This is a genomic window from Pseudoduganella sp. R-31 (assembly GCF_049913235.1).
In the GTDB taxonomy this organism is placed as follows: domain Bacteria; phylum Pseudomonadota; class Gammaproteobacteria; order Burkholderiales; family Burkholderiaceae_D; genus Rugamonas.
This window is the reverse complement of sequence record NZ_CP183986.1, coordinates 4,492,916-4,508,518: the sequence shown is the minus strand read 5'-3', so window position 1 is coordinate 4,508,518 and position 15,603 is coordinate 4,492,916. Positions and strand designations below refer to the sequence as shown.

Here is a 15,603-nt window from a genome sequence, read left to right as displayed (position 1 = left end):
TAGGGAGCGGATTTTCGCTACTGATAGCACAATCCCACCGATTTCTTGCCTGATCCTCTTTGGCGCTTCAGGCAGCAGCGGCTTCGCGCCGCATGCTGTCGATATCGCGCTTGGGCGGGGCGCCGAACAGGCGGCTGTACTCTCGGCTGAACTGCGAAGGGCTTTCGTAGCCGACCCTGAACGCGGCGCTGGCGGCATCCAGGTGTTCGTTCAGCATCAGGCGCCGCGCTTCGTTCAGGCGCAGCCATTTCTGGTACTGCAAAGGGCTCATCGCAGTCAGCTGGCGGAAATGCAGGTGCAGGTTGGACGTGCTCATTTTCACGTGTGCCGCCAGTTCGTCCAGGCGCAGCGGCTGGGCGTAATGCACGCGCAGCCAGTCGAGTGCGCGCGCAATGCGGAAACCCTGGCTGCCGGTGGAGGCAATCTGGCGCAGGCGTGCGGACTGGTCGCTGAGCAGCAGCCGGTAGTGGATCTCGCGCTCGACCAGCGGCGCCAGCACCGACAGGGACTCCGGCTCGTCCAGCAAGGCGATCAGGCGCCGGAAAGGATCCGCCAGCGCGGGCGTCAGGCTGCCGATGGCCGCCACGCCCTGGCTGGAAACGTCGGCCGCCAGGGGCAGCCTGCTGTGCGTGGACAATTCGGTGATGGTGCGCAGGTCAAGCTTGTAGACCAGGCCAAGGCAAGGCTGCTCCGGAGTCGCTTCCAGTACTTGCGAGCTGCCGGGGAGGTTCAGCGCGGTCACCATGAAGCGCTGTGCATCGTAGCGGTAGCATTGCTCGCCGATGACCAGTTGCTTGGCGCCTTGCGCGACCATCACGATGCTGGGTTCTACCAGGCAGACGTTCGGCGGAGTCGGCTCATTGCGGCGGTACAGGTACAGGTTGGCAATGGGGGACTGGTAGTCTTCCGCGTCCTCGGTCCATTGTGCGACAGCTTCAGCCAGGGTTTTCATGCGGCTAGCATAACATCACGGCCCGGTTTGTTCATGAGCCAGGATTTCCCACGCGCAGAAAACGGTCAAGGGCAAACGCCTTTGCCGGCCGCCTGGCTGCGCACGGCTTTCGCGATATCCGCCGCCACCCGGGCTATCGCGCGGCGGTGGCCCATCACCAGCGCGTCATAGCCGGCGCCCACTTCTTCACGGGCGGTGCTGCGGCAGGCCAGCACTTGCGCGCTGCCCGCCACGCGCACGCTCCATACGGCGTCCAGCAGCGCATAGTTGCCTGGCGCCGATTCAAAGCGCTGCACATTGGTGTTGATGCGGTAGACCGTGGCCTTTTCCGGCTGCGGGGTGCGGAACACATCGATGGCGCCAAGTTCGCCTGAAATGGCCAGTGACAGGGCCTGCCCGATCTCCGCTGCCGGCGGCGAGGACCAGCGCTCCTGCTCCAGCAGGTCGACGCGCCCTTCGCCGGAAGTCACCACCAGCTGGCTGCGCGACACCTGCTGCGGCACAGTCACATTCTGCACCTCGATGTAGTAGCCCGGATTGGGCACGCTGGCGGCAGGGGCCATGCCGTTGCTGAGGCTATAGAAGCGTTCCGGCGGCGGGCTTGCGCAGCCGGCCAGCGACAAGGCAAGCACTACGCCGCCTGACAGAGATTGCCAGCGCATCATTTGTTCTCCTTCGCAGGCTGGGGTTTGGCGCGGATCAGCGCTTCCGGATGGCGCTGCAGGTAATCCGACAGTTCATTGAGCGATTGCAGGGTTTGCGTCAGTTGCTGCAAGGCTGAACGCAGGTCGGACTGCACCGGCGAATCCTGCTGCAGCACCTGCTGCGCCGCGCCGAAGGTCTGGCGCGCCTCGCCCAGCGTGGACTGCAGTTCCGGCACGAGCTGAGAATCGACCTTCCTGAACAGGTTGTCGGCGCTCTTCAGGGAGTCGCGCAGGTTGTTGCCGATCTGGTCGAACGGCACCTTGTCCAGCTTGCGCGCGATGCTGGCGATCTGCGCCTGCAGTTCGTCCAGCGCGTTCGGCACGGTCGGCACTTCGACCGGGTAGGCGTTCATGTCCAGCTTGACCTGCGCCGCGTTGGGGAAGAAGTCCAGCGCAATATACAGCTGGCCGGTCAGCAGGTTGCCGGTGCGCAGTTGGCCGCGCAAGCCGTGGCTGACCATGCGCTCGAGCACCAGCGGGCCGGCGTTGCGGTCCTTCTCGTCGGTAACCGTCTCCTGGAAGCGGCGGCCCAGGCGGCCCGGATACATGTCCACCGTGACGGGCATGCGGAAGTCCTTCTTGACCGGGTCGAACTCCACGCCTACAGAACGCACCTCGCCCAGCACGATGCCGCGGAAGTCCACCGGCGCGCCGGGCGAGAGCCCGCGCAGCGACTGGTTGAAGTAGAACACGGTGGTGATCGGTGCGCCATCCTGCTCGCGCATCGCGCGGGCCTGGTCGGCCGCGAGCGGGAATTCGGTGCCCGCGGCGGCCACGGTGTCGGGCTTGCGGCCGGTGACCGATTCGAAGCCGATGCCGCCAACCAGCATGGCCGCCACCGATTGCGTATTCAGCTTGAACCCGCCCGAGTCGAGCTGCAGGTCGACGCCGCTGGCATGCCACCAGCGCGTGCTCTTGCCCACGTACTGGTCGTAAGGCGCGTTGACGAAGACCCGGATGGCAACCCCCTGGCCGTTGTTTTCCAGCTCATAGCTGATCACCTGGCCGACCGGGATGCGGCGATAAAAGACTGGAGAGCCGGCGTCGATCGAACCGAGCGACTCGCCGTGCAGCGTGTAGTGCGTGCCTTTCTGGTCGCCCGCCACTTGCGGCACTTTTTCCAGGCCCGTGAATTCGTGGCTGCTGTCCTTCGACTTGCCGGCGTCGACTCCGATATAGGCGCCTGACAGCAGCGTGCCGAGGCCCGAGACGCCGCTCACGCCGATGCGCGGCTTGACCACCCAGAAGCGGGTATCGGCCGCGGTGAAGCGGCGCGCATCCTTGTTCATGTCGATGGTGACCAGCACCTTGCTCAGGTCCGGCGACAGGGAAATCGCGCGCACCTGGCCGACGTCCACGTCCTTGTATTTCACCTTGGTCTTGCCGGCTTCGAGTCCTTCGCCGCTGCGGAAGCTGACCACCACGGTCGGCCCTTCGTCGAAGTAGGACTTGGCCACCAGGCCGATACCGACCAGCGCCGCAAGCAGGGGCAGCAGCCATACCAGCGAAGGCAGCCAGTGGCTGGCGCTGTCGACCTGGGGCTGGGGCAGGGGAGCACCGGCGGTATTGGCTGGGGCGCCGTCGTGTTCAGGCATGTTGTTCTCCATTGGGCGGGACGGGATCCCAGATCAGGCGCGGGTCGAATTGCATCGATGCCAGCATGGTCAGCACCACGACGGCACAAAACGCCAGGGCCCCGGGGCCGGCGGTGATGGTGGCGAGCGTCTGGAAGCGTACCAGGGCCACGGTCAGGGTGATGACGAAGATGTCCAGCATCGACCAGCGTCCTACGAATTCCACCATGCGGTAAAGCCTGGTGCGCTGTAGCGGCCGCCAGCGCGAACGGCGCTGTGCAGTCCATGCCAGCAGCGACAGGGCGGCCAGCTTCAGCAGCGGTACCAGGATGCTGGCGACGAAGATGATCGAGGCCAGGGCGGGCGAACCGCTGTCCCAGAAATACAGCACGCCGCTGATGATGGTGTCGTCCTCCAGGCCGAACAGGGAGTGGGTGTACATCACGGGCAGCAGGTTGGCAGGAACGTACAGGATGGCGGCGGCAATCAGCAGGGCCCAGGTGCGGCCCAGGCTGTCCGGATGGCGGTGGTGCAGGCGCGCGTGGCAGCGCGGGCAGTCCTGCCGCCGTGTCCCGCTGTCTGCCGACACCAGCCCGCACACGTGGCATGACAACGCTGCCTGGGGAACGGGCGGCGGAACGTCCGGCCGCGGCGCCAGGGCGTCGCCCAGGTTCCACAGCATCTTGGGGTCGAACGACACCACGATGGCGAGCATCAGCGTCAGCGCTGCAAACGCGAACAGGCCCGGCTCCAGCACCACCGTGGCCAGGCTGGTCATCTTGACGATGGTGATGAGGATGCCGATCATCAGCACTTCCGTCATGCCCCAGCGCCGCGCCAGGTGGACGGCATACAGCAGGACATTGAACAGTTTTGGCTTGTGGCCGCCCGCCAGCGACAGCGTGACGTGCAGCAGCGACAGCAGTTCGACCGCCGGCAGCAGGATGGTAAACAGAAAGACCGCCGCGGCTACCAGCGGCATATGCCCCTGCCACAGCACCACGATGGCTCCCAGCAGCGTGGCGCGCGAGACATTGCCGTTCACCTCCAGTTCAACGATCGGGAAGCACTGGGCGATGACATACACGATCAGGGCGGTCAGGATGATGGCCGCCATGCGGCTGGCGTCGGAATGTATGCCCCGATACATGATCGAGCGGCAGCGCACGCAGCGCGCTTTTTCGCGCGGGCGCACCGGGCGCCGGCGATGCAGCACGCCGCAGTCATGGCAGCTAATCAGGTCGTATCGATGCACTCGTTGGGCGGGAACTGAAATATGCCAGCATGATACGACATTTGCCATGAAACCCGGCACTGTGACTATTCGATAGACTTTCGGGTCCCGAGTTCGGCTACAGTCTGCGGCCATTCGAAAGACGAACCGGGACACGCATTGGAACTGGCACGATTAGCACGACTAGCACAAAGGGCTTTGCTGGCATTGCTGCTTGCGCTGGCCGGCTACCTCGCCGTTGCCGCAGCCTGGGCCTGGACGGCTTTTCCAGCGGCCGTCCAGAACCTGCCGCAGGCATCCGCCGTGCCGCTGTCGCCGCGCCAGGTGGAGATCCTGCTGCAGGTCGAAGACCCGGACTTTTACCGTCATTCGGGCTTGAGCGTCTTTGGCGGGCAGGGACTGGCGACCATCACGTCTTCGCTCGCACGCAGCGTGTACCTCGGAGAGGCGCAGTTTGACGGCGCCACAGGCGCGTTCCAGCGCTTTTACCGCGGCGTCTTCGATTGCTGCAAAAAGATCGATATCGGGCGCGACGTGATGGCTCTGGTGCTGGACCGCAAGCTGGGCAAGCCCCAGCAACTGGACGCCTATTCGGCCCTGGTCTATATGGGCACCCAGGAGGGCAGGCAGGTGCGCGGCTTCGGTGCGGCGGCCCTCAGCTACTACGGCAAGCCACTGGACCGGCTTTCGGAGCAGGAATTCGTGGGCCTGGTTGCCATGATCAAGGCGCCTAACCTGTACCACCCGGTCAGGAATCCTGCACAGTTTGTCCAGCGCCTGATGCAGGTGAACGTTCAGCTCCGGAATCAATAAACCAATGAAAAAACTCGCCCAATCGATCTTCCTCGCTTCGCTGGCGCTTGCCGGCGCCACGCTGCACGCAGCTCCCCTCGAACTGGAATGCGCGAGCCGTACGGGAAGCGATCAAGCGCGCATCAGCAAGCTTGGCGCGGGCGTGGTGATGCGCAAAGGCGCCCACCTGCTGAAGGTCAGCACCAAGGCGGGCGTTCAATCGTTCAAGGACGAACCGCCCTATGACGAGCCGATGGACGGCGTCCACTACTATTTTTGCGACCGCAAAGAAGGCTTCGTCCTGGTCAATGTCGAAGATGCCTACGAATTCACCGGCAAGCTGATTAACGAACAGACCGGCGCTGTCACGGAAGGCGGGACCAGCGTCCTGTTCTCGGAAGACCGCCGCGCCTATCTCGCCGCTTCGCACGGGGGCGGGCTGGATGGCGACGCGTGGACGGTATATGCCGTGAACGGCGAGATGTCCTGGTCTGGCTACAACTTCATTTCGGACCCCGATAAAAGGTTCCGCTACGTCGACCTGGGCATGCCGACCTGGATGCCCAATGGCGAGCTGGTGGCAACCGCAACTTGCGCTTCAGACCAGAAGCGTCAGTGGAAGATGAAACTCGTTAAGAACCATGGCTGGTGGGACTGGGCACCTCGCAAGAAGTGCCCACCCATGAAAGACATGCCGTTCAAGGCGCCGGGCTAGGTTCAAGCCGAGGAAGCGGCGGAGGCCGACGCATCGCGGCGGCCGGCATTGCCAAGCCAGACCAGTGCCAGGCCGCCGGCAGCCAGCGCGGCGCCAACCAGCGGTACCGCGCCATAGCCCAGGCCCTGGCTGATCACCACGCCGCCCAACGCCGCGCCAAGCGCGTTACCCAGGTTAAATGCGCCGACGTTCACGGAGGAGGCCAGGCCAGGGGCCTGCGCCGCTGCCTGCATCACGCGCATCTGCACGGGCGGCACGATGCCAAAAGCTGCAGCCCCCCAGATCACGAGGCCAATGGCAGCGCCGGCCTCGGTCTGCATGACCAGCGGCAGTACCGCCATGGTGACGGCGAGTGCAGCGAGAATCAGCTTGGTGGCGCCATCGAGCGACCAGTCGGCCAGGCGGCCGCCCAGGCTGTTGCCGAGCGTGAAACCGACACCGATCAGCACCAGGGCAAAGGCGACGAAGCCAGGGCCGGCGTGGGTGATCTCGGCCAGGATTGGCGCCACATAGGTATAGAGCGCAAACATGGCGCCGGAACCCATCACGGTCGTGCCCATCGCCAGCAGCACTTCGGGACGCACCAGCACTTTCAGTTCGCGGCGCAGGTCGGGCGGCGTGCCGGGTTCTCCTTTGGGCAAGGCCAGCCACAGCGCGGCGATGGTGACCAGCCCCAGCACGGCGGTGCCGCCAAAGGCGACGCGCCAGCCGACCTGCTGGCCGATCCAGGTGGCGGCCGGCACGCCGCCGATATTGGCGACCGTCAGGCCCATGAACATGGCCGCGATGGCGCTGGCCTGTTTCTCCTTCGGCACGACGCTGGCGGCCACCACGGCGCCGATGCCGAAGAAGGCGCCATGGTTGAGGCTGGTGATCAGGCGCGACAGCAGCAGGGTGGTATAGCTCGGCGCAAAGGCCGACAGCACGTTGCCGACAGTGAAGATCAGCATCAGCGCCATCAGGGCGGCACGCTTGCCGAAGCGGCTGAACAGCAAGGTCATCACCGGCGCGCCGGCCATGACGCCGACAGCATAGGCCGAAACCAGCATGCCGGCGGTGGGAATGCTGACATTGACGCCGTCGGCGATCACGGGCAGCAAGCCCATGGGGGTAAATTCGGTGGTGCCGATGGCGAAGGCGCCAGTGGCAAGGGCTAACAGGGCGGTAGAGGATCGCATTGGAAGACACTCCTGGAGTTTTTCAATGGATCGCAGTGTACCGGGGCAATATTTGCGGATTAAGCCCAGGATTTGCTAAACACTTTTGATTTGAATTCAACAATTCTCTTGCCTTGCCGCTGCCTGCCATGGTTGCTCGGCGACCGGAAGTTGTTAACGGTTTCTGTGGAAAACCCTGTTAACAAGGCTGCGCACGGCCAGGCAAGTAATTGATTCAATTGAGGAAAGTTATCGTGCGCAAATAAAGGGCAATCGAAACGAGCCGTTCGGCAACACCTGCTATAGTGTTTTATCGACAATCTTAGTGCAGGACAGCCATGCTCCAGCCGCAGAACAAGCAGACGGATGCCTTCATCTCGACCGGCATTGCTGGCCTGGACACCATCCTGGCCGGTGGGCTGACCAAGGAGCGCCTGTACCTGCTGGAAGGCGATCCCGGAACGGGCAAGACCACGATGGCGCTGCAGTTCCTGATCGAGGGAGCCCAGCGCGGCGAAACGGTGCTATACATTACGTTGGCGGAGAACGAAGTAGAACTGCGTGCGGTGGCGCAATCGCACGGCTTCCGGATGGACGGCATCACCGTGCACGAAATCATCCCAGCCGAAGGCGTGCTTGATCCTGACGAACAATATACCGTGTTTCATCCCTCTGAGATCGAGCTGGGCGAGACCAACCGTTTGATCCTGGCGCAGATTGAGCGGCTCTGTCCTACCCGGGTGGTACTCGACTCCTTGTCGGAACTGCAGCTACTGGCTGGCAATCCCTTGCGCTATCGGCGGCATGTGCTGGCGCTGAAGCAGTATTTCGCCAAGCGCGCCTGCACCGCGCTGTTCCTCGACGACAAAGCGGCCGTGGGCGGCGACCAACAGGTGCGCAGCATCGCGCACGGCGTGATTTCGCTGCAGCAGCTTGAATCGGGCTATGGGGCCGAACGCCGCGTGCTGCGTGTGCTGAAGTACCGCGGCATCGACTTCCGGCGCGGGCCACATGACTACGTGATCATTTCCGGCGGCGCGGTTGCCTATCCGCGCATTGTGGCGGCAGACTCACGCGAGCTGGTACAGCGGGGCCAGGTGAGAAGCGGGCTGCCGTCCCTTGATGCCTTGCTTGGCGGCGGAATTGAAGAGGGTTCCAGCACCCTGATTTCGGGCCCGCCTGGCACCGGCAAGTCGAGCCTTGCGGCCCAATTCGTCAAGGCCGTCACGGACCGTCGGCAGAAGGCAGCCATGTTCGTCTTCGAGGAGGATTTTAGTACCTTGCTGAACCGCGCAGATGGCATCGGCATGGATTTGCGCACGCCGCTGGCTGCGGGATTGCTGACCGTCAACCAGATCGATCCGGCTGAACTGTCGCCGGGACAGTTTGCGCACACGGTCTGCAAAGCTGCCGACGACGGGGCAAAGGTGATCGTGATCGATAGCTTGAATAGCTATATGAATGCGATGCCGGAAGCACGCTTCCTCACCATTCAATTGCGCGAAGTGCTGACCTACCTGGGGCGGCGTGGGGTGGCGACCATGCTGGTCGGCGTGCAACAGGGCGTGATCGGCCCGACGGGCACCAATGTGGACGTCAGCTACCTCGCCGATAATGTGCTGCTGCTGCGCTACTACGAAGCCGACGGCACAATCCACAAGGCCGTGTCGGTCTTCAAGAAACGCGGCAGCAAGCATGAAACCACCTTGCGCGCCTTCTCGATCGGCGAAAAGGGGATCGAAGTGGGACTCGTGCTGAAAGGCTTCCGCGGCATCCTGACCGGGGTGCCCGTGAGCATATCCAACGGGAAGAAGGAAGCAGGGCATGAGTGAGCTGGAGCATCGTATCGTCATATTTGCCCCGGTCGGCAAGGATGCTCGCCTGATCGGCCAGGTGCTGGGCCAGGCGCGCCTGGCCTGCCATATTTGCACTGAACTGGGCGATGTGGTGAAAGAACTGCAGCAGGGGGCGGCAGGCTTGTTCGTGGTCGAAGAGGCCTTCAACGATGCATTCCTGCGCGAGATCACGGGCTTCCTCGCTGTCCAGCCGGCCTGGTCCGACTTGCCGGTGCTGGTATTGAGCAAGGAGGGGCTCGATTCGCCTGGAGTGCAGAGGATCTTTGAGCAAGTCGGCAACGTTACGCTGCTGGAGCGCCCGGTGCGCAGGGCAACGCTGGTGAGCGCGGCGCTCTCGGCTGGGCGTGCCCGCCGCCGCCAGTATGAAATGCGCGAGGTCGACCGCCGCAAGGATGAATTCCTGGCTATCCTTGGCCATGAGTTGCGCAATCCGCTGGCGCCGATCCGCACGGCGATGGATGTGCTGAATACCATACCGGGCACCGATCCCAAAGTGCGCAGCATCAGCCAGGTGGTTGAACGACAGGTGCGCCACCTGACGCGCCTGGTGGACGACCTGCTCGACGTGGCCCGCATCACCAACGACAAAGTTGCACTGCAACGCGAGCGCGTCAGCCTGGCGACAGTGCTGCAACATGCGGTGGAAATTTGCCGCCAGCAGATCGACGCGGCGGGCCATACGCTGGACCTGCGCCAGCCGGCGGGCAGCGTGCTGTTGTTCGGCGACCGTGCGCGCCTGGTGCAAAGCCTGGCCAATGTGCTGGGCAACGCCGCCAAGTTCTCGCCGCCACGCTCGACCATCCACCTGTACGCCGACGTGGACGACAAGGATATCGTGTTCACTGTGCGTGACCATGGCGCCGGGCTTGAACCGGAGGCGTGCTCGCGCATCTTCGACCTGTTCGTCCAGGGACGGGCTGGGCGCTCGCATTCACTCGGCGGCCTGGGGATCGGGCTTAGCCTGACCCAGCGCTTCACGAACATGCATGGTGGCAGCGTCTCGGTCGCCAGCGCGGGCGTCGGCAAGGGGTGCGAGTTCGTACTGCGCATGCCGATCGTGGTGCCTGAGCGCCGCAGCAAGGAGCGCTCTGCTGCGGGACCATCCTCGGCGCATTCCGATGACTCGCTGCGTATCATGGTTGTGGACGACAATGAAGATGGCGCGGACATGCTGCAGGTGATGCTGGAAATGGAGGGCTGCACGGTCGCCAAAGCCAACGACGGGCAGGCCGCGATCGCCCTGGCTGGACGATTTCGTCCTCATGCCATTCTGATGGATATCGGCCTGCCCGACATGCAGGGCCATGAAGCGGCGCGGCGCATCCATGAGATGGAAGGCGGCGAAGACATTGTCTTCATCGCCATGACCGGCTGGGGACACGACGAGGCGCGCCGCCACGCATCCGACGCCGGCATGCAGCATTACCTGGTCAAGCCGGTGGATTTGAATGTGCTGCGCAAATACCTGTCCGAGATCCGGGATCAGGCCTTGCAGCGCGCCTGACCGCGTGCTTACTGGGCCGCGCTGGCGTTCAGCGAGACGCCGCTGAAAGTGGCGTAGGAGCGGATGCCAACGTACCAGGTCCCGGCTTGCGGGTTGGCCAGCGCGCAGGATTCGGCATTGCCGGTCTTGTAGGGGCGGCAAGCATAATCGTTGGCAGTCGGCTGCGCGCCAAAGCGGACGTACAGGTCGCCGTCGCCGCTGCCGCCGCTCATGTTCACGTTCAGGGTATTCGCGCATTCCGGCACGTTGATGCTGAAGTACAGCCAGTTGCCGGCCGTGGCGGACAGGTTGGACTGGTTCAGCGTCACGCTGGCGCAAGGCAGGTTCAGGGTGCTTGGCATCGAATGCAGCAGGGTGGTGGTGACCGATCCGTCCGCGCCAAACGTCATCTGGTACAGGCGGTCGAACTCCGTTTCCGCGATGGCGCTGCCCGGATCGCCGCCTAGTTGCCGGATCAGCTCGGGCGTGGTGTCGGAATGGCCGACTACCAGCGCGTTGTCGGGCAAGGCGCGCAATTGCTGCGCGAACGTCGCCAGTTGGCCGCCATCGTACGTGGTGACCGGCAGGTTCAGGTAGGCGGCCAGGGGTTGCGCAGTCTGCTGCGTGCGCTGGTATGCCGTCGAGTAGATGTGCCTGACCTGGGCGTCCTTCAGCGTGGCGGCGATGTTGGTGGCGCGGACCTGGCCTTCCGCGGTCAGCACAGGGTCGGTGCCGGTGGCCGATTTCTCGGCGTGGCGGGTCAGGTAAATCGTGTTGGCGTTTGCCGAAACCTGCGCTGCGCAAAATGCCAGCGCCAGGGCGCCCAATATGCTCTTCATGTAGTCTCCCGGAATAAATAATTTCACAATGTTGTATTTAAGGCAATACTGCTCCGGGAGGATACGGCAATTCGGCCTGCGCGTCACGCGGCGCACGAAACGATCAGGGATTGTCGATGCGCGATACGGCGCCGCGCCTGCCGTTGCGGTCGAAGGCGGCCACCTGGATCAGGCCGCGATCGGCGATGGGCCCCGCTACCAGCGGGCTGGCGGCATGCGGTTCGGTGCCGTCGCTGGTGTAGCGCAGCGCCAGGCCGGGCAGGGCGTGATTGGCGTGGACCTTGCCGCCATCCCTCGACAGCCCGGGCGGTGCGATGCGGTAATGGACGGGCCCAAGCGGGGCAGGCTCCAGGTCGAGGCGCGGCAGCACGCGCTGGCCCAGTGCATTGACGAAGCGCGACCATTCGGCTCGGTGCAAGGCGGAGGCCCGGGCGAAATCGGATTCGGTGGCCCATGCAGGATCGGCGGCCCAGGCGCGTTCGGCCATGGCCAGCAGGCGCGGCACCAGCAGGTAGTCGATCAGTGCAGGATCACGGATGGTTTCGGTCCACAGCGCAGCTTCCAGGCCGCGGATGCGCTGCCTGCCGGCGTCGCTCAAGCTCTTGTCGAACGGGATGAAGTTGTAGACGTCATCGAGCTCGATATAGGCGGCCCAGTTCACGCCCGGCTCGTCGGGATTGAGGTTGTGGCTCATGTCCAGGTATTGCCTGGTGGCGGGCGCGAGGATCACGTCGTAGCCGGCATTGGCTAGCCGGTAGCCCAGGTCGGCCGCGGCGCCGACGTTGTTCCAGACGTGCAGCCGGAAACCGCGCTGGGCGAAATGCGGGTTCGGTATCAGCTTGCGCGTGCCCAGTTCTTCCCACCCCGCGGTTGCCACGCCTTGCCGGCGCACGATGGCGTCGACCCGGTCGTAGAAGTAATCCCACAGGTCGGCGGTGGACTGCATTTTGCGGCGCGCCATCAGGCTGCGGCTGGCGGGGGATTTTTCCCAGGCGCCCGCCGCGAGTTCGTCGCCGCCGACGTGCAGGGTGCGCAAGGGGACGCCCGCTTCGCGGTGCATGGCTGCGACCTGGCCCACCACGTGCTCGATGAAGGCATAGCTGGACTCCAGGCCCGGATTGATCACGTTGTCATGGAAGTTCTGTGCTGATTTGTATTGCGAACGGTCGTCCAGGTCGTTCAGCAGGTATTTGCCGGCACCGGCCTGGCCGGCGGCCTTCATGCGCCGATAGCGCGCCTCCATGGCCTTGACTGCGGCGCGCGCATGGCCGGGCATTTCAATTTCCGGGATGACCTCGATGTGACGGGCTGCCGCATAGCGCAGGATCTCGATGTAGTCGGCGCGCGAGTAGTAGCCGCTGCCGTGCGGATCGCTGGCGCTGGGGCCGGAACCGTAGTCGGGTTGCAGGCGCACGCCAGGTTTTGCGCTGTGACCACGCACCGCGCCGATGCCGGTCAGTTCCGGCAGGCCGGCGATTTCAAGGCGCCATCCCTCGTCGTCCGTCAGATGGAAGTGGAAGGCGTTGAGCTTGAAGCGCGCCATCAGGTCGAGCAGGCGGAAGACGGTTTGCCGGGGCTGGAAATTGCGGCTGACGTCCAGCATCAGGCCACGATAGCCGAAGCGCGGAGCGTCGGTCACCGCCAGCAGCGGCAGCTCTACTGCTTGCTGCCGGCCGGCGCCGGGCAGCGGCAACAGGTCGCGCAGCGATTGCAGGCCGTGCGCCACCCCGGCGGCGCTATTGCCGGTGATGGCAATGCCATCGGACGTTACGGCCAGGGTATAGGCCTCCGGCGACGACTGGCCGGCGACGGCGCCGACTGAGAGCCGCAAGGTGGCGCCGGATGGCGCGCCTGCGCCGGCGGGCCAGTATTGCTTGAGCAGGCTGGCGGCAAGGGCGGTTTCCGGTGCGAGTCCGTCGGCGACCACGAGGGCGGGCGCCGCCGCCAGGTGCAGCGTGCCGGCACCTTGCTGCAGGTGCAGCGGAGTGGGAAAGACTGGCGGCAGGGCGCCGGCAGGCAGCACATCGGTTCCCGCGTTGCGCTGGTACAGGTCCTGGGCTGTTACCGCCTGGCCTGTTCCCAGCTGGTCCGGGCGCGGCAGCGGAAGCATGCGGTAATCGGCAACGGCTTGCGCCTTGTCCGGCGCCGCCTCATAGACCAGGTACAGGCCGGAAGGGGCGCGGTAGGCCTTGGCGTCGGCGCTGGGAGCGCGGTAGACCGCGTTCAGCGACTGTCCCGGCGCGAGGCCGCGAAAGCCCGGTTGCGGGCGCAGGCGGTACAGGGTGCCATCCAGTGCGTCGATCGCCAACTGGCCAGCCAGCGGCCCTGCCACGGCGCATTCGATGCAGTTGAAGTAGAGCGCCCAGCCTTGCGCCGGCAGGGGATGGTGGTCCAGGTTCCTGACTTCAAGCCGGCCGCCTTTGCCTCCGTCCTGCAGTTCCCAGCGTACTTGCAGGCGTTCGCCGTTAGCGGTGGGTGGCTCCGCCATGGCGGCGGGGAGCGCCAGCAGCAGCGCGAGGCTAACAAGCAAACGTTTTGAAGTCATGGGATCAGCTTGTCTCGTTGAGAATTGGTAACGCTAGCATAAAGTTGCCTTACCTGCTACATCTCTCGCTACAATACGGATAACGTTAACGGACGGCAGGTGAAAATGAAAAAAGCGGGTGTGACGCTGGCCGATGTGGCCAAGGTTGCCGGCGTATCGGTGATGACTGCTTCGCGCGCACTGAGTGGCGATGGTTATGCCTCGGACGAAACCAGGGCCAAGGTGCAGGCGGCAGCAAGGCAGCTCGGCTACACGCCCAATGCCCTGGCGCGCATGATGAAGGGCGGGAAAACCAATGTCATTGGCGTGGTCGTGAACGACTTGTCGTCGGCAGTCGTCAATTGCTTCGTGACGGCGCTCAGCGAGGAAGTGCGCAAGTTCGACATGGATCTTTTCATTTATAACTCGCTGGGCGACATGGGGGGCGGCAAAGGCAAGCGCGTCAGCCAGTTGCTGCATGGCCTGTGGGATGGCCTGGTCTATGTGCTGCCGCGCATGACCGACGATTACCTGGAAACGCTGGAGAAGAGTGCCAGCCCTATCATCCTGGTGAACTATTTCCGGCATGAGACCAGCTTGCCGGTGGTACGCGGCGATAACGTCAACGGTGCGCACGATGCGGTAACGCACCTGCTTGAACTGGGCCACCGCCGTATCGGCTTCATACGCGGCAGTTCATACACGGGACAGAGCGATGTGCGTGAGCGCGGCTATCTCGCAGCGTTGGCCGATGCCGACATCAAGACCGATCCGGCCCTGGTCTACCCAGGCGATTTCAACGAGCAGTCGGGGCTGGAAGGCGGCAGGCGGTTGCTGGAACTGGCCGAACCGCCGACTGCCATCTTCGCTGCCAACGATGCGATGGCGCAGGGGGCGATGAACGCCATCCGCGAAAAGGGCCTGCGGATTCCCGAAGACATATCGATCATCGGTTTCGACGATATTCCCGCCGCATCGATGATGCAGCCGCCGCTGACCACCTTGCGGCATCCGTTTGAAGCCATGGCACAGGCCACTGTGCAGGAGCTGGTGCGCCGCATCCGCGGCGAATCCGGGCGCCGCCAGCGCATCGAATTCCCGAGCGAGTTCGTGGTGCGCGAGTCGACCGGGCCTGCGCCAGGCACCGCCGCTTCGGCGCGCGCCCGGAAGCGCCGCTCCTGAACGAACTTGTTAACGCTTTCTGTGGAAAAGCCTGTTAACAAGCACCGGGGCTGCGCGTTAAGGCGATGATTTGAAAAAGAAAAATCGCGCTGCGTAATTAAATGGCAGCGCTGCCAATCCGCCCATGCACCAGCGCTTCCGCGGGCGACGGACGGCAGAATAATGGTGAAGTCATTGATCGATTGAGAGAAACGGTCTATTATCGCCCCCATGAAATTCCGCCGGACTTCCAGGATCGTGGCCGCTGTGGTGGCGCTGTTCAGCATGCTGTTCATGCAGCTTGCCGTGGCGTCCTATGCCTGTCCGACCGCCGGAAACCCGGTCGCCACCGGCGCCCAGTGCGCCGGCATGGACCCGGCGCAGCCCAGCCTGTGCAAGGCGAAGGCGAGCAACCTGGCCGCCAAGCAATCGCTGGACAAGCCCGATTTGCCGCCCGTGCTGCCATTCATCGCTGCCGACCTGGCAGGGACCGTGGTTGCCGACGCTTGGGCCCTCGAGTCCAGCGAAGGGGCTGCCGCGCCGCCAGATATGACGCGCAGTCTATCTCCGCCTCACTCCATAGAGCATTGCTGCTTCCGACATTGACCTTCC

13 protein-coding genes are annotated in these 15,603 nt (G+C 64.2%); 6 read left to right on the top strand and 7 right to left on the bottom strand.

From position 1 onward, the window contains the following. Positions 1–67: 67 nt before the first annotated feature. The 4 genes from ACN9MY_RS20265 to ACN9MY_RS20250 form a co-directional block, all read right to left on the bottom strand. Positions 68–952 carry an AraC family transcriptional regulator N-terminal domain-containing protein gene (locus ACN9MY_RS20265; protein WP_426318453.1) on the bottom strand — a complete coding sequence of 295 codons (885 nt, stop codon included), beginning with the start codon at positions 950–952 and terminating at the stop codon, positions 68–70. Positions 953–1,017: 65 nt separating this feature from the next. Next, positions 1,018–1,617, bottom strand: coding sequence for a PqiC family protein (locus ACN9MY_RS20260; RefSeq protein ID WP_426336050.1), 600 nt, complete (start codon positions 1,615–1,617; stop codon positions 1,018–1,020). Beyond that, a complete protein-coding gene (locus ACN9MY_RS20255; protein WP_426318451.1) occupies positions 1,614–3,251 on the bottom strand; it encodes an intermembrane transport protein PqiB in 1,638 nt (545 codons plus the stop codon). The genes ACN9MY_RS20260 and ACN9MY_RS20255 overlap by 4 nt, the downstream gene beginning before the upstream one ends. Further along, the gene (locus ACN9MY_RS20250; protein ID WP_426336049.1) at positions 3,244–4,485 is read right to left on the bottom strand and encodes a paraquat-inducible protein A; all 1,242 of its coding nucleotides are present in this window, start codon (positions 4,483–4,485) and stop codon (positions 3,244–3,246) included. Before ACN9MY_RS20250 ends, ACN9MY_RS20255 begins: the two co-directional genes overlap by 8 nt. A 177-nt stretch (positions 4,486–4,662) precedes the next feature. Here ACN9MY_RS20250 and ACN9MY_RS20245 point away from each other — a divergent pair, with 177 nt between their 5' ends. Beyond that, entirely contained in the window at positions 4,663–5,277 is a 615-nt protein-coding gene (locus ACN9MY_RS20245; protein WP_426336048.1) for a transglycosylase domain-containing protein, read from the top strand. Between the two features lie 4 nt (positions 5,278–5,281). Continuing rightward, entirely contained in the window at positions 5,282–5,971 is a 690-nt protein-coding gene (locus tag ACN9MY_RS20240; protein ID WP_426336047.1) for a hypothetical protein, read from the top strand. A gap of 2 nt (positions 5,972–5,973) precedes the next feature. On the opposite strand, the gene ACN9MY_RS20235 is transcribed toward ACN9MY_RS20240, so the two are convergent. Then, positions 5,974–7,149: an MFS transporter gene (locus ACN9MY_RS20235; protein ID WP_426318447.1), complete on the bottom strand. Its 1,176-nt coding sequence runs from the start codon at positions 7,147–7,149 to the stop codon at positions 5,974–5,976. Positions 7,150–7,466: 317 nt separating this feature from the next. Here ACN9MY_RS20235 and ACN9MY_RS20230 point away from each other — a divergent pair, with 317 nt between their 5' ends. Continuing rightward, positions 7,467–8,960: an ATPase domain-containing protein gene (locus ACN9MY_RS20230; RefSeq protein ID WP_426336046.1), complete on the top strand. Its 1,494-nt coding sequence runs from the start codon at positions 7,467–7,469 to the stop codon at positions 8,958–8,960. Then, positions 8,953–10,488: a hybrid sensor histidine kinase/response regulator gene (locus tag ACN9MY_RS20225; RefSeq protein ID WP_426336045.1), complete on the top strand. Its 1,536-nt coding sequence runs from the start codon at positions 8,953–8,955 to the stop codon at positions 10,486–10,488. Before ACN9MY_RS20230 ends, ACN9MY_RS20225 begins: the two co-directional genes overlap by 8 nt. Positions 10,489–10,496: 8 nt before the next feature. Here the strand turns inward: ACN9MY_RS20225 and ACN9MY_RS20220 are convergent, their stop codons facing one another. Both ACN9MY_RS20220 and ACN9MY_RS20215 read right to left on the bottom strand, forming a co-directional pair. Continuing rightward, on the bottom strand, positions 10,497–11,306 hold the full coding sequence (locus tag ACN9MY_RS20220; RefSeq protein WP_426336044.1) for a pre-peptidase C-terminal domain-containing protein: 810 nt from the start codon (positions 11,304–11,306) through the stop codon (positions 10,497–10,499). A 103-nt stretch (positions 11,307–11,409) separates the two neighbouring features. Further along, positions 11,410–13,851, bottom strand: coding sequence for a family 20 glycosylhydrolase (locus tag ACN9MY_RS20215; RefSeq protein ID WP_426336043.1), 2,442 nt, complete (start codon positions 13,849–13,851; stop codon positions 11,410–11,412). Positions 13,852–13,956: 105 nt separating this feature from the next. Between ACN9MY_RS20215 and ACN9MY_RS20210 the strand changes: the two genes are divergently transcribed. Next, positions 13,957–15,012: a LacI family DNA-binding transcriptional regulator gene (locus ACN9MY_RS20210; RefSeq protein WP_426318443.1), complete on the top strand. Its 1,056-nt coding sequence runs from the start codon at positions 13,957–13,959 to the stop codon at positions 15,010–15,012. A gap of 210 nt (positions 15,013–15,222) precedes the next feature. Next, positions 15,223–15,597 carry a hypothetical protein gene (locus tag ACN9MY_RS20205; protein WP_426162300.1) on the top strand — a complete coding sequence of 125 codons (375 nt, stop codon included), beginning with the start codon at positions 15,223–15,225 and terminating at the stop codon, positions 15,595–15,597. Positions 15,598–15,603: the final 6 nt, after the last annotated feature.

What these genes read in the sequence shown, in the direction of transcription:
- ACN9MY_RS20265 (WP_426318453.1), bottom strand. Translation starts at nt 952, where the DNA reads ATGAAAACCCTGGCTGAAGCTGTCGCACAATGGACCGAGGACGCGGAA.
- ACN9MY_RS20260 (WP_426336050.1), bottom strand. Translation starts at nt 1,617, where the DNA reads ATGATGCGCTGGCAATCTCTGTCAGGCGGCGTAGTGCTTGCCTTGTCG.
- ACN9MY_RS20255 (WP_426318451.1), bottom strand. Translation starts at nt 3,251, where the DNA reads ATGCCTGAACACGACGGCGCCCCAGCCAATACCGCCGGTGCTCCCCTG.
- ACN9MY_RS20240 (WP_426336047.1), top strand. Translation starts at nt 5,282, where the DNA reads ATGAAAAAACTCGCCCAATCGATCTTCCTCGCTTCGCTGGCGCTTGCC.
- ACN9MY_RS20235 (WP_426318447.1), bottom strand. Translation starts at nt 7,149, where the DNA reads ATGCGATCCTCTACCGCCCTGTTAGCCCTTGCCACTGGCGCCTTCGCC.
- ACN9MY_RS20230 (WP_426336046.1), top strand. Translation starts at nt 7,467, where the DNA reads ATGCTCCAGCCGCAGAACAAGCAGACGGATGCCTTCATCTCGACCGGC.
- ACN9MY_RS20225 (WP_426336045.1), top strand. Translation starts at nt 8,953, where the DNA reads ATGAGTGAGCTGGAGCATCGTATCGTCATATTTGCCCCGGTCGGCAAG.
- ACN9MY_RS20220 (WP_426336044.1), bottom strand. Translation starts at nt 11,306, where the DNA reads ATGAAGAGCATATTGGGCGCCCTGGCGCTGGCATTTTGCGCAGCGCAG.
- ACN9MY_RS20215 (WP_426336043.1), bottom strand. Translation starts at nt 13,851, where the DNA reads ATGACTTCAAAACGTTTGCTTGTTAGCCTCGCGCTGCTGCTGGCGCTC.
- ACN9MY_RS20210 (WP_426318443.1), top strand. Translation starts at nt 13,957, where the DNA reads ATGAAAAAAGCGGGTGTGACGCTGGCCGATGTGGCCAAGGTTGCCGGC.
- ACN9MY_RS20205 (WP_426162300.1), top strand. Translation starts at nt 15,223, where the DNA reads ATGAAATTCCGCCGGACTTCCAGGATCGTGGCCGCTGTGGTGGCGCTG.